The sequence below is a fragment of the Stenotrophomonas sp. 05N37 genome, assembly GCF_056397365.1.
The window spans coordinates 535,027-555,105 of sequence record NZ_JBFTNG010000001.1 but is presented as its reverse complement, the minus strand read 5'-3'; the positions used below and the strand labels follow the sequence as shown (position 1 = coordinate 555,105).

General features: G+C 68.3%; 21 protein-coding genes. 14 read left to right on the top strand and 7 right to left on the bottom strand.

Features of this window, described 5'->3' with window-relative positions; all coding sequences use genetic code 11:
* The first annotated feature begins 143 nt into the window (after nucleotides 1-143).
* Together apbC and dcd are read left to right on the top strand one after the other, a co-directional pair.
* Nucleotides 144-1,001: an iron-sulfur cluster carrier protein ApbC gene (apbC, locus tag AC1DGC_RS02570; RefSeq protein ID WP_394160845.1), complete on the top strand. Its 858-nt coding sequence runs from the start codon at nucleotides 144-146 to the stop codon at nucleotides 999-1,001.
* A 166-nt stretch (nucleotides 1,002-1,167) separates the two neighbouring features.
* Nucleotides 1,168-1,740, top strand: a complete 573-nt coding sequence (gene dcd, locus AC1DGC_RS02565; RefSeq protein ID WP_088433273.1) for a dCTP deaminase — start codon at nucleotides 1,168-1,170, stop codon at nucleotides 1,738-1,740.
* 229 nt (nucleotides 1,741-1,969) lie between these two features.
* On the opposite strand, the gene AC1DGC_RS02560 is transcribed toward dcd, so the two are convergent.
* Genes AC1DGC_RS02560 through AC1DGC_RS02550 form a run of 3 tightly spaced genes read right to left on the bottom strand, consistent with a single transcriptional unit; the run spans nucleotide 1,970 to nucleotide 3,243 of the window.
* A complete protein-coding gene (locus AC1DGC_RS02560) occupies nucleotides 1,970-2,137 on the bottom strand; it encodes a LiaI-LiaF-like domain-containing protein (RefSeq protein ID WP_259205760.1) in 168 nt (55 codons plus the stop codon).
* Nucleotides 2,138-2,152: 15 nt separating this feature from the next.
* Nucleotides 2,153-2,575 carry an HIT domain-containing protein gene (locus tag AC1DGC_RS02555; RefSeq protein ID WP_259205759.1) on the bottom strand — a complete coding sequence of 141 codons (423 nt, stop codon included), beginning with the start codon at nucleotides 2,573-2,575 and terminating at the stop codon, nucleotides 2,153-2,155.
* Entirely contained in the window at nucleotides 2,572-3,243 is a 672-nt protein-coding gene (locus AC1DGC_RS02550) for a dienelactone hydrolase family protein (RefSeq protein ID WP_478047150.1), read from the bottom strand. The genes AC1DGC_RS02555 and AC1DGC_RS02550 overlap by 4 nt, the downstream gene beginning before the upstream one ends.
* Before the next feature lie 204 nt (nucleotides 3,244-3,447).
* Between AC1DGC_RS02550 and rimO the strand changes: the two genes are divergently transcribed.
* Entirely contained in the window at nucleotides 3,448-4,812 is a 1,365-nt protein-coding gene (gene rimO, locus AC1DGC_RS02545) for a 30S ribosomal protein S12 methylthiotransferase RimO (RefSeq protein WP_259205751.1), read from the top strand.
* Nucleotides 4,809-5,657 (top strand): DUF3025 domain-containing protein, encoded by an 849-nt coding sequence (locus AC1DGC_RS02540; RefSeq protein ID WP_478047149.1) that lies wholly within the window; start codon nucleotides 4,809-4,811, stop codon nucleotides 5,655-5,657. Before rimO ends, AC1DGC_RS02540 begins: the two co-directional genes overlap by 4 nt.
* Nucleotides 5,658-5,745: 88 nt before the next feature.
* Here AC1DGC_RS02540 and greB read toward each other — a convergent pair whose 3' ends face one another.
* Entirely contained in the window at nucleotides 5,746-6,252 is a 507-nt protein-coding gene (gene greB, locus AC1DGC_RS02535; RefSeq protein WP_449334778.1) for a transcription elongation factor GreB, read from the bottom strand.
* 55 nt (nucleotides 6,253-6,307) lie between these two features.
* The gene (locus AC1DGC_RS02530) at nucleotides 6,308-7,813 is read right to left on the bottom strand and encodes a helicase HerA-like domain-containing protein (RefSeq protein WP_449334779.1); all 1,506 of its coding nucleotides are present in this window, start codon (nucleotides 7,811-7,813) and stop codon (nucleotides 6,308-6,310) included.
* Between the two features lie 147 nt (nucleotides 7,814-7,960).
* Between AC1DGC_RS02530 and AC1DGC_RS02525 the strand changes: the two genes are divergently transcribed.
* Nucleotides 7,961-9,571 carry a transglycosylase SLT domain-containing protein gene (locus AC1DGC_RS02525; protein WP_394160835.1) on the top strand — a complete coding sequence of 537 codons (1,611 nt, stop codon included), beginning with the start codon at nucleotides 7,961-7,963 and terminating at the stop codon, nucleotides 9,569-9,571.
* A gap of 120 nt (nucleotides 9,572-9,691) precedes the next feature.
* The gene (locus AC1DGC_RS02520) at nucleotides 9,692-10,033 is read left to right on the top strand and encodes a ribonuclease E inhibitor RraB (protein ID WP_394160833.1); all 342 of its coding nucleotides are present in this window, start codon (nucleotides 9,692-9,694) and stop codon (nucleotides 10,031-10,033) included.
* Nucleotides 10,034-10,127: 94 nt separating this feature from the next.
* Here AC1DGC_RS02520 and asd read toward each other — a convergent pair whose 3' ends face one another.
* Nucleotides 10,128-10,970: an archaetidylserine decarboxylase gene (gene asd / locus AC1DGC_RS02515; protein WP_478047148.1), complete on the bottom strand. Its 843-nt coding sequence runs from the start codon at nucleotides 10,968-10,970 to the stop codon at nucleotides 10,128-10,130.
* Nucleotides 10,967-11,617, bottom strand: a complete 651-nt coding sequence (locus AC1DGC_RS02510; RefSeq protein ID WP_259205722.1) for an SCO family protein — start codon at nucleotides 11,615-11,617, stop codon at nucleotides 10,967-10,969. The genes asd and AC1DGC_RS02510 overlap by 4 nt, the downstream gene beginning before the upstream one ends.
* 224 nt (nucleotides 11,618-11,841) lie before the next feature.
* Here AC1DGC_RS02510 and prmB point away from each other — a divergent pair, with 224 nt between their 5' ends.
* The 8 genes from prmB to AC1DGC_RS02470 all read left to right on the top strand — a co-directional run bounded on the left by prmB (nucleotide 11,842) and on the right by AC1DGC_RS02470 (nucleotide 20,068).
* Nucleotides 11,842-12,771 carry a 50S ribosomal protein L3 N(5)-glutamine methyltransferase gene (gene prmB, locus AC1DGC_RS02505; RefSeq protein ID WP_394160830.1) on the top strand — a complete coding sequence of 310 codons (930 nt, stop codon included), beginning with the start codon at nucleotides 11,842-11,844 and terminating at the stop codon, nucleotides 12,769-12,771.
* On the top strand, nucleotides 12,768-13,871 hold the full coding sequence (gene aroC, locus AC1DGC_RS02500) for a chorismate synthase (protein ID WP_478047147.1): 1,104 nt from the start codon (nucleotides 12,768-12,770) through the stop codon (nucleotides 13,869-13,871). The genes prmB and aroC overlap by 4 nt, the downstream gene beginning before the upstream one ends.
* The gene (locus tag AC1DGC_RS02495; protein WP_478047146.1) at nucleotides 13,864-14,919 is read left to right on the top strand and encodes a 2-hydroxyacid dehydrogenase; all 1,056 of its coding nucleotides are present in this window, start codon (nucleotides 13,864-13,866) and stop codon (nucleotides 14,917-14,919) included. Before aroC ends, AC1DGC_RS02495 begins: the two co-directional genes overlap by 8 nt.
* Before the next feature lie 206 nt (nucleotides 14,920-15,125).
* Nucleotides 15,126-16,151, top strand: a complete 1,026-nt coding sequence (locus AC1DGC_RS02490) for an aspartate-semialdehyde dehydrogenase (protein ID WP_259205690.1) — start codon at nucleotides 15,126-15,128, stop codon at nucleotides 16,149-16,151.
* A gap of 88 nt (nucleotides 16,152-16,239) precedes the next feature.
* Complete coding sequence (locus AC1DGC_RS02485; RefSeq protein ID WP_478047145.1) at nucleotides 16,240-18,216, top strand: motility hub landmark protein FimV; 1,977 nt, start codon at nucleotides 16,240-16,242, stop codon at nucleotides 18,214-18,216.
* A complete protein-coding gene (locus tag AC1DGC_RS02480) occupies nucleotides 18,213-18,593 on the top strand; it encodes a VOC family protein (protein WP_259205674.1) in 381 nt (126 codons plus the stop codon). Before AC1DGC_RS02485 ends, AC1DGC_RS02480 begins: the two co-directional genes overlap by 4 nt.
* Before the next feature lie 48 nt (nucleotides 18,594-18,641).
* A complete protein-coding gene (truA, locus tag AC1DGC_RS02475) occupies nucleotides 18,642-19,415 on the top strand; it encodes a tRNA pseudouridine(38-40) synthase TruA (protein WP_449334783.1) in 774 nt (257 codons plus the stop codon).
* Nucleotides 19,412-20,068 (top strand): phosphoribosylanthranilate isomerase, encoded by a 657-nt coding sequence (locus AC1DGC_RS02470; RefSeq protein ID WP_259205657.1) that lies wholly within the window; start codon nucleotides 19,412-19,414, stop codon nucleotides 20,066-20,068. The genes truA and AC1DGC_RS02470 overlap by 4 nt, the downstream gene beginning before the upstream one ends.
* Nucleotides 20,069-20,079: the final 11 nt, after the last annotated feature.

The following is a 20,079-nucleotide window of genomic DNA, read 5'->3' as shown; positions in this document are numbered from 1 at the left end:
AAACGCTGAACGTAGTGCCACTCGAACCTAACATGAACTTAACGAAAATTGCATGGATTGCTAGCAATTGCGATTTCCAGTCAGCGTTGGTCAAGGTTGTATGATGTTTGGCTATTCGTGCCGTTTTCTTTCGGAGTCATGCAGTGAGCAGCAACCAGACGCGTCGTCCCCATGCCAGCCAGGTGCAGAAGGGCCTCAGCCCGCATCCGCGCATCCGCAACGTGATCGCGGTGGGGTCGGGCAAGGGTGGGGTGGGCAAGTCGACCACCGCGGTCAACCTCGCCGTGGCGCTGGCCAGGCTCGGCGCGCGCGTGGGTCTGCTCGATGCGGACATCTACGGCCCGAGCGTGCCGGCGATGCTGGGCCTGAGCGGCCGCCCGGAGAGTCCGGACAACAAGTCGATCGAGCCGATGCGTGCGTTCGGCGTGGAAACGATGTCGATCGGCTACCTGATCGAGGACGAGACGCCGATGATCTGGCGCGGCCCCATGGCCACCTCGGCGATGACCCAGTTCTTCAATGACACGTTGTGGGATGACCTGGACTACCTGCTGATCGACCTGCCGCCGGGCACCGGCGACATCCAGCTGACCCTGACCCAGAAGATTCCGCTGGCCGGGGCGGTGATCGTGACCACGCCGCAGGACATCGCCACGCTGGACGCGAAGAAGGCGCTGAAAATGTTCGAGAAGGTGGAGGTGCCGGTGCTCGGCATCATCGAGAACATGGCCGTGCATACCTGCCGCAACTGCGGCCAGGTCGAGCACCTGTTCGGCGAGGGCGGCGGTGAGCGCATGGCGGCGCAGTACGGCGTGCCGTTGCTGGGATCGCTGCCGCTGGAGATCGGCATCCGCGAGCAGGGCGATGCGGGCACGCCGATCACCGCGGCAGCGCCGGAGTCGACGGCGGCGCAGGCCTACCTGCGTGCGGCCGAGCGGCTGGTCGAGGAAATGGGCAAGCGTCCGCGCGCGAGCATCCCGATCCTGTCCTCGCTGATCTGAGCGCGGCTGCCCTGGCGGCGGCGCATGGCGCCAGCCCGGCTCTGCCGGGCCGAGTCGTGGCCGGGCCAGGGGCGGCGCCGCTGGTCGCGGCGGGGGCGGCTGTTTAGAATCGTGGCCCGGGCGCCCGTTGGCGGTGCCGTTGTTCCTTTCGCACCCAGGACCCCCCATGAGCATCAAGAGTGACCGCTGGATCCGTCAGATGGCCGAACAGCAGGGCATGATCGAGCCGTTCGAAGCCGGCCAGGTCAAGCAGGCCAACGGCCAGCGCATCGTCAGCTACGGCACCTCCAGCTACGGCTACGACGTGCGCTGCTCGCGCGAGTTCAAGGTGTTCACCAACATCAACTCCACGATCGTGGACCCCAAGCACTTCGATCCGGGCAGTTTCGTGGACATCGTCGGCGACGAGTGCATCATCCCGCCGAACAGCTTTGCGCTGGCGCGCACGGTGGAATATTTCCGCATTCCGCGCGATACGCTGGTGGTGTGCTTGGGCAAGAGCACCTACGCGCGCTGCGGGATCATCGTCAACGTGACCCCGCTGGAACCGGAGTGGGAAGGCCACGTCACGCTGGAATTCAGCAACACCACGCCACTGCCGGCGCGCATCTATGCCAATGAAGGCGTGGCGCAGATGCTGTTCTTCCAGGCCGACAAGGACGACATCTGCGAGACCTCCTACAAGGATCGCGGCGGCAAGTACCAGGGCCAGACCGGCGTCACCCTGCCGCGCACCTGATCACCACGCGGGTGGCGCGGCGCACCTGGTCAATCCCCGGGCGTGCGGCCGCGTCCGGGCCTGGTAGCGCCGACCGTTGGTCGGCTGCCTCTGCGGCTACCGTTACTTTTCAATGGTGGCGACCAAAAAAAAGCGCGGCGTACGCCGCGCTTTTTTGTGGCCTGGTCCGGAGTCCGGCAGGGTAACCGGACTGTCAGTAGTCCTAAAAGCAGTGGACCAACGGTCCGCTCTACTTGCCGCGACCGAACAGCAACCCGATGCCGACCGCCACCAGGATCACGGGCCACCAGGTAAGGATAAGGCGACCCAGGTTCATGTTGGTCCAGCCCAGGTTGCTGGCCAGCAGGAACAGGCCGACGACGATCAGGACGATGGCAGCGACGAGGTTGGAACGCATCAGGGGCAGGGTCCGCTAGGGCTGGGGCGAATATCCTAGCCGTTCCTTCCAGTAGGCGACACGTTCGGACAGCACCTGGCCATCGTAACGGTGCGCCTGGCCCTGGCCCCACACCGGTCCGGGCCAGGCCGGATCACCGACGTGGCGGCCGATCACGTGGAAGTGCAGCTGGCGCACGATGTTGCCCAGCGAACCGATGTTGATCTTCTCCACCCCATCGGTGCCCTTGAGCGCCTTGCAGGCGCGGTTCAACTCGGTCCGCAGCTTGTCCTGCTGCTCCCCGTCCAGGTCGATCCACTCGGTGATGCCGGCCAGGCGCGGCACCAGGATCAACCAGGGGTACCGCTCGTCGTTCATCAGTCGCACTTGCGACAACGGCCCTTCTGCTACCAGTACGCTATCGGTGGCCAGGCGTGAATCCAGTTCGAACTCGCTCATCCAAGATGCTCCGCAAAGAAGTCCAGGGTGCGTTCCAGCGCCAGGGCGGCGCTGTCTGGATCATACGCATGTCCGACGCTGCGGTTGAAGCCGTGGTCGGCCGGGTAGACGAACGTGGCCATCTGCGGCAGCTTCTCGCGATGGGCCGCCACCGCCTCCGGCGGGATGCTCTTGTCCTGCGCTCCGAAGTGGAACATCACCGGCGCCTTCGGCGTTTCATCCAGGAACTGCACGTTGCGCGCGCCGTAATAGCTTACCGAGGGCAGGCCCAGCCGCAGCGCCGACAGCAGCGCGATACTGCCGCCCCAGCAATAGCCCACCGTGCCGACCTTGCCCGCCGGGGCCAGCCGCGAGGCCGCCGCGCGCACCACCTCCAGGGCCCTCTCCACGCCCAGCGCGTCCACCCGCTCCAGCCCCTGCTTCATGCCCTCGGGGGTGTAGGGCAGGGCATCGGGGTCGGCGTCCACCCCGTCGATGAGATCGAAGAACGACGGGGCCAGCACCGCATAGCCCTGCGCCGCAAAGCCCTCGGCCACCTCGCGCATGTGCGGGTTGACGCCGAAGATCTCCTGGATGACCACCAGGCCGGCCCGGGGCTTGCCCTCCGGGGTGGCCTGCCAGGCGCGGACCGGACCGTGATGCGTATCGAGCGTGACCCACTCACCCATGATGCGTGACTCCTGTTGGTTCAGGCATTCATTATCCGGCCCCCACCGGTTAGCGGGATGTCAGCGGCCATGCCGGATCGGGCGGCATCGGCGCGATCCGATTCAGGGGGCGGGGCGCAACGCCGGTATACTTGCCGCCGTTTCCGGCCCCAGGTCCCCACGCCATTCCGGCATGGGCCCAGGCCCCCAGAGTCCCGCGATTCCATGTCCCAGCTGAACCCCAAAGTCGGCTTCGTCAGCCTTGGCTGCCCGAAGGCCCTCGTCGATTCCGAGCGCATCCTTACCCAGCTGCGGTCCGAAGGCTACGACATCGTCCCTTCCTACGATTCGGCCGACGTGGTGGTGGTCAACACCTGCGGCTTCATCGATTCGGCCGTGACCGAGTCGCTGGATGCCATTGGCGAGGCGATGAATGCCAACGGCAAGGTGATTGTCACCGGCTGCCTGGGCAAGCGTCCGGAACAGATCCGCGAGGCCTACCCGAACGTGCTGGCCGTGTCCGGCCCGCAGGACTACCTGAGCGTGATGGAGGCCGTGCATGCCGCGCTGCCGCCCAAGCACGATCCGTTCGTGGACCTGGTGCCCGACTACGGCATCAAGCTGACCCCGCGCCACTACGCGTATCTGAAGATTTCCGAAGGCTGCAACCATAAATGCAGCTTCTGCATCATTCCCTCGATGCGCGGCAAGCTGGTCTCGCGCCCGGTCGATGAAGTGCTGCGCGAAGCCGAGCGGCTGGTGCGCGGCGGGGTGAAGGAGCTGCTGGTGGTGTCCCAGGACACCTCGGCCTACGGCGTGGATGTGAAATACGCCGAACGCATGTGGCGCGACAAGGCGTACCAGACCCGGCTGAAGGCACTGTGCGAAGGCCTGTCCGAACTGGACGCCTGGACCCGCATGCATTACGTCTACCCGTACCCGCACGTGGACGAGATCGTGCCGCTGATGGCCGAGAACCGGATCCTGCCGTACCTGGACATCCCGTTCCAGCACGCCAGCCCGCGCATCCTCAAGCTGATGAAGCGCCCGGGCGCGGTCGACAAGACCCTGGAGCGCGTGCAGCGCTGGCGCCAGCTCTGCCCGGACATCACCGTGCGCTCGACCTTCATCGTCGGCTTCCCCGGCGAGACCGAGGCCGAGTTCGAGGAACTGCTGGGCTTCCTGGACGAGGCGCAGCTGGACCGCGTCGGTGCGTTCGCCTACTCGCCGGTGACCGGTGCCACCGCCAACGACCTGCCCGATGCGGTGCCTGAGGAAGTGAAGCAGGAACGCCTGGCCCGCTTCATGGCCCGCCAGGCGGAGATTTCCGCCGCGCGCCTGGAGGCCAAGATCGGCAGCGTGCAGCAGTGCCTGGTCGATGCGATCGAGGACGGCATCGCGGTGGCCCGTTCCAAGGCCGATGCGCCGGAGATCGATGGCCTGGTGCATATCCAGAATGCCGAGGAAGCCAGGCTGCGCGTGGGTCAGTTCGTCGATGTGGAGATCACCGAGAGCGACGAGCACGACCTGTACGGCGATGCACTGATCGTGGAAACGGCGCGCAAGCCGTTCGATCTGCAGGTGCTGTGACCGCGGCGGCGGTCGATGCCGGTGGCACGCGCCGCCGTTTCATCGCACCGCCGCGTGGCGCGGTGGCCGCGGACGTCTTCGCCCAGCCGCTGTTTGCCGGCGTTTCCCGCTACGCCGATCTGATGACGGCGGCCGACTGGCCGACCGTCGCGGCGCTGGATGCCCGCCTGGCAGTGCCGGGCCGTCAGCTGGTCGAGCAGGACGAGGCGCTGCTGGCCGACGGCCTGCATTACGAGCAGCGCATTGCCCAGGGCCGCATCGCCACGCGCGCGGAGAACTGGCACGACCTGTTCAACGCGCTGGTGTGGGCGCGCCATCCGGCCATCAAGAAGGCGCTCAACGCGCGCCAATGCCTGCACATCGGCTGCCACGGTCCGCGGCAGCGCAACCGTGCGCAGGCGGCGCTGACCCAGTTCGACGAAACCGGCGTGATCGTGCGCGTCCACGATCCGGCGATGGTGCAGGCCTGGGATCGGCATGACTGGGCGGCGATGTTCGTGGACGGGGCAGGTCGCTGGCGCAGCGGCGAAATCGCCGTGGCGGCGGTGATCGGGCATGCCTTGATGGAGCAGGCCTTGCTGCCGGGGCGTCTGCTGGTGGGCAAGTGCGTGGTGGTGTGCGCCGACGAGGACGCGTGCGCCGTGGCGCAGGTCGCGCAGATGATCGAGAGCGGTTGCATCCTCGACGACCCGCTGGAACTGCGGCCGTTGCCATTGGCGGGCATTCCGGGCTGGCATCGGCGGCAGGATGCGGCGTTTTACCGGCAGGCCGACTACTTCCGGCCGCTGCGCGATGGCCGGTGCTATCCCGCGCCGCACACCGCCCGCGGCCCACGACGCGGGTGACACGCACACGGCAGGGTAGGTTGCCCAGCACCCGCCGATAGCGCTGCACCACCCGCGGTGACGCGGTGCGTTGAACGGCGCAAACGCCTCAGCCCACGCCGTACTCCACCGCGAGGATCGCAAAGCCGGTGCGCCCGCTGGGCAGTTCCACCTCGAATTCATCGTCCACGCGCTTCTTCAGCAGCGCGCGCGCCAGCGGCGAGTCGATGCTGATCCAGCCGGTGGCGGCGTCGGTCTCGTCCGGGCCGACGATGCGATACCGGCTCACATCGCCGCTGTCCACGTTCTCCAGTTCCACCCATGCCCCGAAGAACACCGCCTGCGGGTCGCTCGGCGTGGTATCGACCACGCGCAGTGATTCCAGCCGCTTGGTCAGGTAGCGCACGCGGCGGTCGATCTCGCCCAACTGCTTCTTGCGGTAGGTGTACTCGGCGTTCTCCGAGCGGTCGCCTTCGGCGGCCGCGGCGGCCAGTGCCTTGACCACCTCGGGACGGCGCACGCGCCACAGGTCATCCAGCTCATGCTTGAGTCGCTGGTGGCCCTGTGCGGTGATCAGGGCCGTACTTTTTTCCGCAGGGGGGCGCCAACGCGACATCGGGTCTGTCTGTGCTCTTCAAAAGGTGCCGCGGCAGGCGGCGCGGCACCGAGTATCAGCGTTTGCCGCCGAACAGGCCACCCAGGATGCCGCGCACGATCTGGTTGCCCAGCTTGGTGCCGACGGTGCGGGTGGTCTGCTTGGCCATCGTTTCAATCATGCCCTGGCGGCGCTTGGTGCCGAAGATGGCGTCCTTGATCGACTGCCCGAAGCCGCCTTCCTGCTGGTCGTCCTGCTCGCGGGTGCGGGCCTTGGGCGCATCCGCCTGTTCGACCGCCTTCTGCGCGCGCTGGGCCAGCAGTTCGGCGGCCGATTCGCGGTTGATGGCGGTGTCGTAGCGGCTGCCGACCGGGCTGCCGGCACGCACCTGGGCGCGCTCGGCCTCGCTGATCGCGCCCATCCGACAGCGCGGCGGTGCAATCTGGGTCTGCTGTACGGGCGAAGGAATGCCCTTGTCCTGCAGCGTCGAGACGAGGGCTTCGCCGGTGCCGAGCTTGGCCAGTACGGCGGCCACGTCCAGCTTCGGATTGGGGACGAAGGTTTCGGCGGCGGTCCGCACCGCCTTCTGGTCGCGCGGGGTGAAGGCACGCAGCGCGTGCTGCACGCGGTTGCCGAGCTGGCCCAGGATATTGGCCGGCACGTCATCGGGGAACTGCGAGCAGAAGTACACGCCCACGCCCTTGGAGCGGATCAGGCGGACCACCTGCTCGATGCGCTGGACCAGCGCCGGCGGGGCGTCGTCGAACAGCAGGTGGGCCTCGTCGAAGATGAAGACCAGCTTGGGCTTGTCCAGGTCGCCCACTTCCGGCAGCGTCTCGAACAGCTCCGACAGCAGCCACAGCAGGAAGGTGGAGTACAGCCTGGGCTTGAGCACCAGCTGGTCGGCGGCCAGGATGCCGATCACGCCACGGCCATCGTGGTTGACCCGCATGATGTCGGCCAGTTCCAGGGCCGGCTCGCCGAAGAAGGCTTCGCCGCCATCCTGGGACAGGCGCAGCAGCGAGCGCTGGATCGCCGCCACGGTCTGCGCGCTGACCAGGCCGTATTCGGTGGAGATGTCCTTGCGCTCGTCGGCGACCAGGCCGAGCAGCGCCCGCAGGTCGTCCAGGTCGAGCAGCAGCAGGCCGCGGTCGTCGGCCAGCTTGAAGACGATGTCGAGCACGCCGGACTGGGTGTCGTTGAGTTCCAGGATGCGCGCGAGCAGGGTGGGGCCCATTTCGCTCACGGTGGTGCGCACCGGGTGCCCCAGCTTGCCGTACAGGTCCCAGAAGATGGTGGGGCTGGCCGCGGGCGCGTAGTCGCTCACGCCGATTTCGGCGGCCCGCTGCAGCAGTGCCTCGCTGCCCGCACCGGGCACGGCCAGGCCGGACACGTCGCCCTTCACGTCGGCCAGGAACACCGGCACCCCGATCCGCGAGAAACCTTCGGCCAGGGTCATCAGGGTGACCGTCTTGCCGGTGCCGGTCGCCCCGGCCACCAGGCCGTGGCGGTTGCCCAGGCGGGGTTGCAGGGTCACGGCGATGTCGTCGGTGATGCCTTTGCCGAGCAGGATCGGATCCATGGTCAACTCGCTGGTGGACGTGCGGTGTGGGGAGGGTATCTGAATAGGCTGGATTCTAAACGTCGGCGCAGGTCCGGCTGCCTGCCGGGTTGCCCCGATGCAAGCGGCGCGGCTACTCTGCCCCTTCTTTCGCACACAGTGCCAAAAATGCCCGTTCCTGTCTTGCTTGTCCGTGGTTGGCCGCTGTTGGCGCTGGCTGCGATGCTGTCGTTCGTGCCCGAGGCACATGCCCAGCGGGTTTCCGCGCGTGATAAGGCCAAGATCGAGGCGCTGGACCAGCGCATGGCCGCCGCCGAGAAGCGCTACCGCGACGCGCTGGTACTGGTGGCCAACGCCGATCCGAAGGGCAAGAACGAAGGCGATGCCGCGCTGGAGGACATGGAGGACGTGATCAGTGCCTGCGTGGCCCAGAAGGGCTGCCAGGTGAGCAACATGCTGCCGGCCTACAAGCGCCTGCTCAAGGACAACGCCGATACCCGCGACAGCGACGACGCCACGCTGGCCAGCGATGGCGGCCTGCTCGAGGCCGACCCGGACCACACCAGCCCGCTCGCCGCCGACGTGCCCGAGGCCGCGCGCGCCGCGGCGCTGTTGAATGACAAGCGCCACGCCTTCGACAGCATGGTCGAGTACAACCCGGCCGTGCAGGCCGGCATCCGCCGCTGGCTGACCGACATGCGCCCGGCGTTGATGACCACCTACGAGAACTACCAGAACCTGCGTGCGGTGATGTGGCCCGAGTGGGAAAAGCGGGGCCTGCCCGAAGCGCTGCTGTTCGGGATCATGGCCAAGGAGTCCAATGGCCGCGTGCATGCCTCTTCGCGTGCGGGCGCCGCCGGGCTGATGCAGTTCATGCCCGCTACCGGGCGTCGCTTCGGGCTGGGCCCGGACGGTACCGGGTTCGACACCCGCTTCGATGCACGCAGCGCCGCCGAGGCCAGCGCGACCTATCTCAATGAACGCATGCGCGAGCTCAACGGCAACGTCGAGCTGTCGCTGGCCGGCTACAACGGCGGCGAAGGCCGCGCCGCGCGCGTGTTCAAGCAGAGTGGCGGACAGGGCTTCTGGGTGGACAGCGTGTACAACCAGTTCCCCGGTGAAACCAAGGACTACGTGCCGATGGTGATCGCCGCGGCGTGGATCTACCTGCACCCGCAGCAGTACGGCGTGGAGTTCCCGAAGATCAGCGCGCAGCCGGCCACGATCCGCCTGGCCAAGTCGACCAGCATCTATGAGCTGACCATCTGCCTGGGCAGCGCCGGCACCCGCGACGGTTACATGCGCGCGCTGCGCAACCTCAACCCGCGGTACGAGGCCGACGGCTGGATCCCGGCCGGCACCACGATCAACGCCACCACCCGCATCGCCGGTCTCTACAACCGCTACTGCGTCAGCGGTCCGCGTGCGGACCTGGCGCGCACCTTGATCACCGCCGACCTCAATGCGGCGATCGTGCGGCCGAGCGCGGCCAGCTATACCGGCAACGTGGCGGTGGGCAGCGTGGTGCCGGTGGCGCAGGTGCAGGCCACGGCCGTGGCCGCCACGCCGATCGCGCCGGTGGCCACGCCGGCCGCCAAGCCGAAGGCCAAGGCCAAGCCGGTACGCAGCCACAAGGTCGGCAAGGGCCAGACCCTGGGCGCGATCGCCGACAAGTTCCAGTGCGACGTGCGCGAGCTGGCGCGTGCCAACGGGCTCAAGGCGCCGGCCTACGCGCTCAAGCAGGGGCAGGTGCTCAAGCTGCAGGGCTGCGACAGGTAAGCGCCGCCGGAAAGGAGTAGGCTGCCGGCATTACGCCTGCAGCCCGCGCGCTGCAGCACATCCATCGCCGGCCGGGGCTGCGTGCCACGGCCCACAGGTAGACGCACACAGGACAGCAAGATGGATATCACCGCGATCAACGAGATGTTCGCCAACATCCGCGAGAACACCGATTGGGACCTCAATGGCCCGATGCTGTGGGGCTATTTCTTCGTCAACACCACCCCGGAGCCGCTGACCGGCCTGTCCGAGAAGCTGGTCGGCATGGGCTACACGCTGGTGGAGATCTTCGAACCGGACCTGGAGGAAGGCGAGGCGCCGTACCACGTGCTGCACGTGGAGCGCGCCGAGGTGCACGACGAGGCGTCGCTGGATGCCCGCAACCACGAGTTGCAGGCGCTGGCCGAGGCCAATGGCGTCGAGGATTACGACGGCATGGACGTCGGCCCGGTCGAGATCTGAGCGGATCGGATCACGACCAATGAAAACGCCCCGGGAAACCGGGGCGTTTTTGATTGTGCGGCGTGGACGCGCGGTTGCCACGCATGGCGCGGTGTTACCGCAGGGTGGCCAGGGGCTGGCCGAGTTGCACGGCATGCTCGGCATCCAGGTGCGGGGCGAACTCGGCCACGCCCGGCGGCAGCAGCACGATGACGGTGGAGCCGTAGTTGAAGCGCGCCATCTCCGCGAACCGTTCCAGGGTGATGCCCTTGTTGCGGTAATCCTTGCGGGTGATGGTGTCGCCGTAGGCAGGAATTTCTTCGCCGCCCCAGACGGTTTCCACGCCGGAGACCAGCAGCGCGCCGACCATCACCGAGACCATCGGGCCGAAGTCGGTATCGAAGTGGCAGACCAGGCGCTCGTTGCGGGCGAACAGGCCCGGCACGGTGTTGACCGCCGCCGGCCCGACGCTGAACAGACGCCCGGGCACGTGCACGGTTTCGCGCAGGGTGCCGGTCCACGGCATGTGCACGCGGTGGTAGTCCTTGGGCGAGAGGTAGACGGTGGCGAACAGGCCGTGGCGGAACACCTCGGCATCGGCGGCATCGCCGAGCAGTTCGGCGGCGGTGAAGGACTGGCCCTTGGCCTGGAAGATGCGGCCGTCCTCGATCGCGCCAAGCTGGCTGATGCGGCCGTCGGCGGGCATCACCAGGGTGCGCGGATCGGGCGCGGGCACGCGTGCGCCGGGCTTGAGGGCGCGGGTGAAGAACTGGTTGAAGTTGGCGTAGCTGCGCGGGTCGGGGTTGGCGGCCTCGGCGAGGTTGACGCCGAACTTCTCGGTGACGGTATCGATCAGCCAGCGCGAGATCCGCGGGTTGCTGGAATACGCCAGGCGCCGCGCCATCGAGGACAGCAGGCGGTGGGGCAGGACGTAGCTCAGCGTGGTGGTCAGGCTCATGGTGCGGTTTTCTCGGTCAGCGTCTGCAGGTCGCGGGCAATGGCCTGCGCATTGAAGGGGGGGCGGATCAGGCCGGCGAGTTTGCCGTCCGGGTCCAGCACGGCCAGGCTGGCCGAGTGTTCGAGGGTGTAATCCTCGGGATTCTCGTCGAAGTGCTTGCCGGGCACCTTCTGGAAGACGAAGCCGAGCGAGGTGGCAAAGCGTTCCAGCGAGGGGACGTCGCCGGTGGCGGCGAGGGTGTCCTTGTGGAAGGCGTGGACATATTCGCCCAGGCGGGTGGGGGTGTCGCGCTCGGGATCGACGGAGATGAAGACCAGGCGCGGACGCAGGGTGTCCGGCTGGGCTTCCCACTGCTTCTGGGCCTGGGCGAGGTCGGCCAGGGTGGTCGGGCAGACGTCGGGGCAGAAGGTGAAGCCGAGGAAGACCAGGGTCCAATGGCCCTTGAGCTCGCCGGGGATGAGGCGGGTGCCGTCGGACTGGCCCAGGTTGAAGTCGGGCAGCGGACGCGGCTGGGGGTAGAAGGTGATCGATTCGGTGGCGGGGCGATCGCTGGCCGGGGAGGGCGCGAACACTTTCTGCGCGGCGACCAGCCCCAGGCCGGCGGCCAGGGCGATGAGCAAAATGATGCCTGCGTTGCGGTTGAACATGGAAAGCCCGTTCCCGGAAGGGGCCACCATGATAGGGGGGGAGGCGGCGCTGGTGGGTTTTTTGGGGTTCTTCCACGCCAGAGGCAGCCGCACCGTCAAAGGCCCCGGTGGGCTGAAAACGGGGAGGGCACCGGAATGGTGGGCCCAACCACTTTCCACTGCAACGGATGCCGGGGGGCATGGGGTCGCCTATAATCGGGGGCCACTTTGTCTGTTGCCTTGCCATGACTGCCGAAACGGCCGCCGAACTCCATACGATCATCGACCTGATCCGCTACGGCACCAGCCGTTTCAATGCCGCCGGGCTCACCTTCGGGCACAGCTACGACAATGCCCTGGACGAAGCCACCCAGCTCGTCCTGCACAGCCTGCACCTCCCGCACGACCTCGGCCCGGCCTATGGTGCCGCCCGTGTCACCACCGCGGAGAAGGCCGAGGTGCTGGCCCTGTTTGAACGCCGCATCAGCGAACGCCTCCCGGCTGCCTACCTCACCGGTGAAGCCTGGTTCGCCGGCCTGAGCTTCAAAAGCGACCGCCGCGCCCTCGTGCCGCGCTCGCCCATCGCCGAACTCATCGAAACCGGCTTTGAGCCGTGGCTGGCCGGCCGCGACGTCCATCGCGCCCTGGACCTGTGCACCGGCTCGGGCTGCATCGCCATCGCCATCGGCCACTACTACCCCAATTGGGAAGTGGACGGCGTCGACCTCAGCGACGACGCCCTCGCGCTGGCGCACGAGAACAAGGAACGCCTGCAGGCGCACAACGTCACCCTGCTCAAGTCCGACCTGTTCAACGGTCTCACCGGCCGCCACTACGACCTCATCGTCACCAACCCGCCTTACGTCACCAACGACGAAACCGATGCCCTGCCGCAGGAATACTCCTACGAGCCGGACATGGGCCTGCGCGCCGGTCCCGATGGCCTGGACCTGGTCCTCAAGATCCTGCGCGACGCCCCGCTGCACCTCAGCGAGGATGGCCTGCTCATCTGCGAAGTGGGCGAGTCCGAACAGCACCTCATCAAGCTGCTGCCGGAAGTCGACTTTGCGTGGGTCGAGTTCAAGGTCGGCCAGATGGGCATTTTTGCCGTCGAATGCCGTGAACTGATCGCCCACAGCGCCCGCATCACCGAACTGGCAGCGCAGCGGCCGTGAGTTCCAACAGCTTCGGCAGACTGCTGACCGTCACCACCTTCGGCGAATCGCACGGTCCGGCGATCGGCTGCGTGATCGATGGCTGCCCGCCCGGGCTGGAGATCAGTGCCGACGAATTCGCCCACGACCTGCAGCGTCGCGCCACCGGCAAGAGCCGGCATACCTCGGCGCGGCGCGAGGCCGATGACATCGAGATCCTGTCCGGCGTGTACGAAGGCCGCACCACCGGCACCCCGATCGCGCTGCTGATCCGCAACACCGACCAGCGCAGCAAGGACTACACAAACATCGCCCAGCAGTTCCGCCCGGGCCACGCCGATTACAGCTACTGGCAGAAGTACGGCATCCGCGACCCGCGCGGTGGCGGACGCTCGTCCGCGCGCGAAACCACCATGCGCGTGGCCGCCGGCGTCGTCGCCAAGAAGTGGCTGCAGCAGCGCTTCGGCGTGACCGTGCGCGGCTACCTTTCGCAGCTGGGCGAGATCACCCCGACCGGGCATGACTGGTCGGCAGTGGAAGAAAACCCGTTCTTCTGGCCGGTCGCCGACCAGGTGCCGGCGCTGGAGAGCTACATGGATGCGCTGCGCAAGTCCGGTGATTCGGTCGGCGCGCGCGTCAACGTGGTCGCCGATGGCGTGCCGCCCGGCTGGGGCGAGCCGATCTACGGCAAGCTCGACGGCGAACTGGCCGCCGCGCTGATGAGCATCAACGCGGTCAAGGGCGTGGAGATCGGTGACGGCTTTGCCAGCGCCGCCCAGCTTGGCACCGAGCACCGCGACCTGATCACCCCGCAGGGCTTTGCCAGCAACCACGCCGGCGGCATCCTCGGCGGCATCTCCACCGGCCAGCAGGTCACCGCCTCGATCGTGCTCAAGCCCACCTCCAGCCTGCGCCTGCCCGGTGCCACGGTGGATGCGGCCGGCAACGCGGTCGATGTCATCACCACCGGCCGCCACGATCCCTGCGTCGGCATCCGCGCCACCCCGATCGCCGAGGCGATGATGGCCCTGGTGCTGATGGACCAGGCACTGCGCCACCGCGCCCAGTGTGGCGATGTCGGCGAGATCACCCCGCGCATCCCGGGCACGATCGATGGCTGATCGGCGCCCCCGGGTCTGGGTCAGCCAGCCGCTGTTCGATGATGTCATTGAGCAGCTCGGGCAGCATTTCGACCTGGACATGACCGGCGACGTCACCCGCTACACGCCGCAACAGCTGGCCGAACGGCTGGCCGGCGTGGACGGGGCGCTGATCACCCTCAACGAACGCATCGGCGCGGCCGAGATCGGCAACGCGCCGCAGCTGCGCGCGATCGCCAACGTCGGGGTGGGCTACAACAACCTGGACGTCGACGCGCTCAGCGCCGCCGGCATCCTGGCCAGCAACACTCCGGACGTGCTCACCGAGACCACCGCCGACCTCGGCTTCGCGCTGCTGATGGCCACCGCGCGCCGCATCACCGAGTCCGAGCGCTGGCTGCGCGACGGCCAGTGGGGCCAGTGGTCGTTCCAGACCATGCTCGGCGCGGACATCCACGGCAGCACGCTGGGCATCCTCGGCATGGGCCGGATCGGGCAGGGCATCGCCCGCCGCGGTGCGCTCGGCTTCGGCATGCGCGTGCTGTACCACAACCGTTCGCGGCTGCCCGAGGCCACCGAGGCCGAGGTCGGCGCGCAGTACGTGGACCTGGACACCCTGCTCGGGCAGGTCGATCACCTGGTGCTGGTGCTGCCCTACAACGCATCCTCGCACCACATCATCGATGCCCCCGCACTGGCGAAGATGAAGCCCACCGCCACCCTGGTGAACATCGCCCGCGGTGGCATCGTCGACGAGCTCGCACTGGCCGACGCCCTGGCCAACGGCCGGCTCGCCGCGGCCGGGCTGGACGTGTTCGAAGGCGAGCCGACGGTACGCCCGGAACTGCTCGCCCTGCACAACATCGTGCTGACCCCGCACATCGGCAGCGCCAGCCAGGCCACGCGCCGGGCGATGGTGCAGCTGGCCGTGGACAACCTGACCGCCGCACTCGGGCAGGGCCCGAACGCCGGCCACCCGCCGAGCGCGATCAACGCTGACGCGGTCGCTGCCGTGAAAACCGGCGGCGCGACCGTGGGCGGCAAGAAAATCGACGACGCAAAACGATAGGGAACCGCGCCGGCCAACAGGCGAGGTTCCCGAACCGGTAGGTACCGACCGTGGGTCGGTACACATCTCCAAGGCACGGCAGGTACCGATCGTTGGTCGGCACGCACATTCAACATTCCGGCAGGTACCGACCGTTGGTCGGTGCCCATCCCCCAAACAAGGCAGGTACCGACCGACGGTCGGTCCACCCAACACGAGGTTCCCCCATGAACAATCCAGATCGTCGTTTCCACGTCGCCGTCGTCGGTGCCACCGGTGCCGTCGGCGAAACCATGCTGGCCATCCTGGCCGAGCGCAACTTCCCGATCGCCACGCTGAGCCTGCTGGCGTCTTCGCGTTCGGCCGGTGGCGAGATCGACTTCCAGGGCAGCAAGATCAAGGTCCAGGACCTGAGCACCTTCGATCCGAACGGCGTGGACATCGCGCTGTTCTCCGCCGGTGGCAGCGTCTCCAAGGAGTACGGCCCGACGTTCGCCGCCGCCGGTGCGGTGGTGATCGACAACTCCTCGGCGTTCCGTTACGACGATGACGTGCCGCTGGTGGTCTCCGAAGTCAACCCGGAGGCGCTGAAGCTCCGCCCGCGCGGCATCATCGCCAACCCGAACTGCTCGACCATGCAGATGCTCGTCGCGCTGGCCCCGCTGCACCGCAAGTACCACATCGAGCGCATCAACGTGGCCACCTACCAGTCGGTGTCCGGCGGCGGGCGTTCGGCGCTGGAGGAACTGGGCAAGCAGACCGGCCAGCTGCTCAGCTTCCAGGAAATCGACCCGCAGCGCTTCCCGGTGCAGATCGCCTTCAACCTGATCCCGCACATCGACGACTTCCAGGACAACGGCTTCACCAAGGAAGAAATGAAGCTGGTCTGGGAAACCCGCAAGATCCTCGGCGACGACAGCATCCTGGTGAACCCCACCGCGGTGCGCGTGCCGGTGTTCTACGGCCACTCCGAGGCGGTCACCATCGAAACCCGCGAGAAGGTCACCCCGGACGCGGCGCGCGAGCTGCTCTCGCGCTCGCCCGGCGTGGAAGTGGTGGACCGGCACGAAGCCGGGGGCTACCCGACCCCGGTCACCCACGCCTCGGGCACCGATGCGGTGTATGTCGGCCGCATCCGCGAGGATCTTTCGCACCCGCGTGGCCTGAACCTGTGGATCGTCTCGGACAACATCCGCAAGGGCGCCGCGCTCAATGCGGTGCAGTTGGCCGAACTGGTCGCCGCCGAAGGCTGATCGCGTACCGCCGGTGGCATGGGGATGCCATCGGCGGCTGCACTACAAAACATCGCCGATCACGGGGGGAGCCGTTATATTGGCCGCCATGAAGAACCGGGCTCCGGGCGCACTGCGCCCGCTCAAGTATGTCTCCACGCTGGTGCTGGCCCTCGCCAGCAGCTCCGCCATGGCCCTGGGCCTGGGCGATATCCGCGTGCTGTCCAAGCCCGGCCAGCCATTGCTGGCCGAAATTCCGGTCATTTCGGCCGACCCGGCCGAGCTGCAGAACCTGCGCGTCGCCCTGGCGTCGCCGGTGACCTTCGCCCGGGTGGGGCTGGAACGCCCGGTCGGGCTGGTCAGCGAGCTGCAGTTCGAGCTCACCCGCAACGCGCAGGGCAGGGCGGTGGTCCGGGTCAGCACCCAGGCCCCGGTCACGACCCCCTCGCTCAATTTCCTGATCGAAGCCGATTGGGGCCAGGGCCGCCTGGTCCGTGAGTACTCGGCCCTGGTCGACGCGCCCAACAGCGCGCTGGCCGTGGCCGAACCGGAAATCGTCGCCCCCGCCGGCGCGATGTCCAACGCGATCGTGCGTGACCCGGAACCGGTGCCGGCAGCTGCAGCGGCGGCGGCAACGCCCACCCCGCCAGCCCAGGACACCCCGTCGCGCACCGCCCCGGTGCCGCCGCGCAACGCCAGCCCACGTGCCGCCGCACCCGCACCGGCGCCGCCCGCGGCGCGCCTGGCCGCCGATGGCAGCATCACCGTCCAGCGCGGGCAGACCCTGTCGCAGATCGCCGGTGCGATGGCGCGCGAGCAGGGCATCAACCGCAACCAGGCGATGATCGCGCTGTTGCGGGCCAATCCCGAGGCCTTCATCCGTGGCAACGTCAACCTGCTCAAGCAGGGCGCGGTGCTGCGTGGTCCCGCTGGCGACAATGCCACGCCGATCGATGCCAACGAAGCGGCCGCGATCGTGCGCGAGCATGCCGCGCAGTGGCGCCAGTCGCGTGCAGCCATCCCGCAACCGGCCAGCAGCGGCGTCGCCGCCACCCCGGGCCCGGCCACCGCGCCGGCCGCGGCCAGCGGTGCACGCCTAGAGATCGCCCCGGCGGTCGCGGCCACCGACAACAACGCAGGGACAACCACCGGCACCGCCGCCGGCAGTGAGGGTGACATGCTGGGCAACGACCAACTTCGCCAGGCCAAGGAAGACGTGGCCACGCGCGATGCCGAGATCCAGGAACTGCGCGGCCGCGTGGCCGAGCTGGAAAAACTGCAGAAGCAGCAGGACTCCCTGATCGCGATGAAAGACAGTGACCTGGCCGCCGCGCAGCAGCGCCTGGGCCAGGCCCCGGCCGCGCGCGAGGGTGGGGGCGCGGGCTGGTACTGGCTGGGCCTGGGCATCCTGCTGCTGGTCGTCGCCGGCTGGGCCGTGGCACGCCGGCGCAAGCCCTCGCCGCTGCCGCCGCTGCGTCGCGATGGCCTGGACGCCGCCGCGCTGGCCGCTGCCGTGCCTGCCGCCGACTACGTGGATGAACTGGCCGCCCAGCAAGACGCACCGGTGGCGGACGCGCTGGACAGCGAGGACTACGCCACGCCGCCGGACTACGTGCTCGATGGCCAGCGTCGCGAGCCGGTGTTCAGCCTGGAACCGGAGCCCGGCCATCGCGCACCGCACGTGGCCCCGGCGGACGACGTGGTCGCCGATGCGGTACCGGCCGTGGCCGACAGCGACGCTGACGCCGACGCCTTCGTCGCGCCGCCGGCGCATGCGCTGGCGGCCGCCGCGCAACCGTCCTTCCGCGGCGTGTTCGAATTCCCCGACGACAGCGCCGTCGCCCACGCCGATCCCGAGGCCGTGGCCGACGAGCCGGTGAACGAGGCTCCCGCGCACGGCGATGACAGCGGCGCTGCCGACGCGCATGCCATTCCGGCCGCCGGCCGTGATCGACTGGAACTGGCGATCGCCTACCTGGACCTGGGCGATGCCGATACCGCCCGCATCCTGCTGCAGGAAGTGGCCCAGGCCGCCGATCCGCACAGCCAGGCGCAGGCGCGCGAACTGCTGGCGCGGCTGGGATGAGCGCGGCGCCTGCACACCCCGGGCGGGAGCGGCGGCTGGATTACGTGGAGTTCGCCTCCACCGACCCGGCCGCCAGCCGCGCGTTCTTCAGCGCGGTGTTCGGCTGGTCCTTCGTCGATTACGGCCCGGACTACACGGCCTTCGATGATGGCCGCCTGCAGGGCGGGTTCTTCCGCGGCACCCCGTGCACCGCCAGCGCCGGCGCCGGCCTGCTGGTGATCTATGCCGATGACCTGGCGCCGATGGCCGAGGCGGTTGCCGCCCACGGTGGCCGGGTGGTCAAACCGGTGTTCTCCTTTCCTGGCGGCAGCCGCTTCCAGTTCGTCGAGCCCGGTGGCAACGAACTGGCGGTGTGGTCCGAACGCGACCCGGCCTGACCCCCTGGCCGGCCCTGGCCGGTTTCCCCCGACTTACAGAGGTTGACCATGCGCTACGCACTGGGCGTGGAATACGACGGCAGCGACTACAAGGGCTGGCAGCAACTGGGCGAAAGTGGCTGCCCCAGCGTGCAGGCCAGCCTGCAGGAGGCGCTGTCCTCGGTGGCCGATGCGCCCATCCACGTCACCTGCGCCGGGCGCACCGATGCCGGCGTGCACGGCCAATGCCAGGTGGTCCACTTCGACACCGACGTGGTCCGCGATCCGCGCGGCTGGACCCTGGGGACCACCACCCGGTTGCCGCGGTCGATCGCGGTGCGCTGGTGCGCACCGGTGGCCGACGACTTCCATGCGCGGTTCTCGGCCCGGGCCCGGCGCTACCGCTACCGCCTGCTCAACCGCCAGGTGCGGCCCGCGCTGGAGCGCCAGACCCTGAGCTGGGAGCGGCGCCCGCTCGATGCGGGGCGGATGCACGCGGCGGCGCAGGCGCTGCTGGGCGAAAACGACTTCAGCGCCTTCCGCAGCATCCAGTGCGAAGCCCTGCATGCCCGTCGCGAGCTGCAGGCCATCAGCGTGCGCCGCGACGGTGAGGTGGTGGAGGTCTGCGTTCAGGCCAATGCATTCCTTCATCACATGGTGCGCAATATCGTCGGTTCACTGATCCTGGTTGGATCCGGGGACAAACCGGTGTCGTGGATGGCCGAGCTGCTGGCCGGCCAGGACCGCACCGTGGCCGGACCGACCGCACCGCCACAGGGATTGGTGTTCGTTGGACCCTTGTACCCCGACAACTGGCACCTGCCCGCCGAGGTCACTTTATGAGCCGCTCTTTCTATCGCACCCGAATCAAGTTCTGCGGCATGACCCGCGCCGGCGACGTACGCCTGGCGGGGGAGCTGGGGGTGGACGCGGTGGGCTTCATCTTCGCCCGCGAGAGCAAGCGCCGGGTCGCGCCGGCCGAGGCGCGTGCGATGCGCCAGGCGATCGCACCGATGGTCGACGTGGTGGCGCTGTTCCGCGACAACAGCAAGGAAGAAGTGCGCGAGGTGCTGCGCACCGTGCGGCCGACCCTGCTGCAGTTCCACGGCGACGAGGACGAGGCGTTCTGCCGCAGCTTCAACATGCCGTACCTGAAGGCCGTGGCGATGGGCGGGCGTGACGACGTCAATGCCCGCCAACTGCAGCTGCGCTTCCCCAGCGCGGCCGGCTTCCTGTTCGACAGCCACGCCCCGGGCGGCGGTGGCGGCACCGGCGTGGCGTTCGACTGGACCCGCCTGCCGACCGGGCTGCACCGGCCGTTCCTGCTCGCCGGCGGGATCACCCCGGACAATGTGTTCGACGCGATCGTGGCCACATTGCCCTGGGGCGTGGACGTGTCCAGCGGGATCGAGTCCGAGCCGGGCATCAAGGACGGCTACAAGATGCGCAAGTTCGTCGAAGAAGTGCGCCGCGCCGACTGCCACGAAGCCGATTGATCGACGGCGGC

Excerpts from the sequence above, each read along its gene's own strand:
- dcd (WP_088433273.1), top strand. The coding sequence starts at position 1,168 with ATGAGCATCAAGAGTGACCGCTGGATCCGTCAGATGGCCGAACAGCAG.
- AC1DGC_RS02560 (WP_259205760.1), bottom strand. The coding sequence starts at position 2,137 with ATGCGTTCCAACCTCGTCGCTGCCATCGTCCTGATCGTCGTCGGCCTG.
- AC1DGC_RS02555 (WP_259205759.1), bottom strand. The coding sequence starts at position 2,575 with ATGAGCGAGTTCGAACTGGATTCACGCCTGGCCACCGATAGCGTACTG.
- AC1DGC_RS02550 (WP_478047150.1), bottom strand. The coding sequence starts at position 3,243 with ATGGGTGAGTGGGTCACGCTCGATACGCATCACGGTCCGGTCCGCGCC.
- rimO (WP_259205751.1), top strand. The coding sequence starts at position 3,448 with ATGTCCCAGCTGAACCCCAAAGTCGGCTTCGTCAGCCTTGGCTGCCCG.
- greB (WP_449334778.1), bottom strand. The coding sequence starts at position 6,252 with ATGTCGCGTTGGCGCCCCCCTGCGGAAAAAAGTACGGCCCTGATCACC.
- AC1DGC_RS02530 (WP_449334779.1), bottom strand. The coding sequence starts at position 7,813 with ATGGATCCGATCCTGCTCGGCAAAGGCATCACCGACGACATCGCCGTG.
- AC1DGC_RS02525 (WP_394160835.1), top strand. The coding sequence starts at position 7,961 with ATGCCCGTTCCTGTCTTGCTTGTCCGTGGTTGGCCGCTGTTGGCGCTG.
- AC1DGC_RS02520 (WP_394160833.1), top strand. The coding sequence starts at position 9,692 with ATGGATATCACCGCGATCAACGAGATGTTCGCCAACATCCGCGAGAAC.
- asd (WP_478047148.1), bottom strand. The coding sequence starts at position 10,970 with ATGAGCCTGACCACCACGCTGAGCTACGTCCTGCCCCACCGCCTGCTG.
- AC1DGC_RS02510 (WP_259205722.1), bottom strand. The coding sequence starts at position 11,617 with ATGTTCAACCGCAACGCAGGCATCATTTTGCTCATCGCCCTGGCCGCC.
- prmB (WP_394160830.1), top strand. The coding sequence starts at position 11,842 with ATGACTGCCGAAACGGCCGCCGAACTCCATACGATCATCGACCTGATC.
- AC1DGC_RS02495 (WP_478047146.1), top strand. The coding sequence starts at position 13,864 with ATGGCTGATCGGCGCCCCCGGGTCTGGGTCAGCCAGCCGCTGTTCGAT.
- AC1DGC_RS02490 (WP_259205690.1), top strand. The coding sequence starts at position 15,126 with ATGAACAATCCAGATCGTCGTTTCCACGTCGCCGTCGTCGGTGCCACC.
- AC1DGC_RS02485 (WP_478047145.1), top strand. The coding sequence starts at position 16,240 with ATGAAGAACCGGGCTCCGGGCGCACTGCGCCCGCTCAAGTATGTCTCC.
- AC1DGC_RS02480 (WP_259205674.1), top strand. The coding sequence starts at position 18,213 with ATGAGCGCGGCGCCTGCACACCCCGGGCGGGAGCGGCGGCTGGATTAC.
- truA (WP_449334783.1), top strand. The coding sequence starts at position 18,642 with ATGCGCTACGCACTGGGCGTGGAATACGACGGCAGCGACTACAAGGGC.
- AC1DGC_RS02470 (WP_259205657.1), top strand. The coding sequence starts at position 19,412 with ATGAGCCGCTCTTTCTATCGCACCCGAATCAAGTTCTGCGGCATGACC.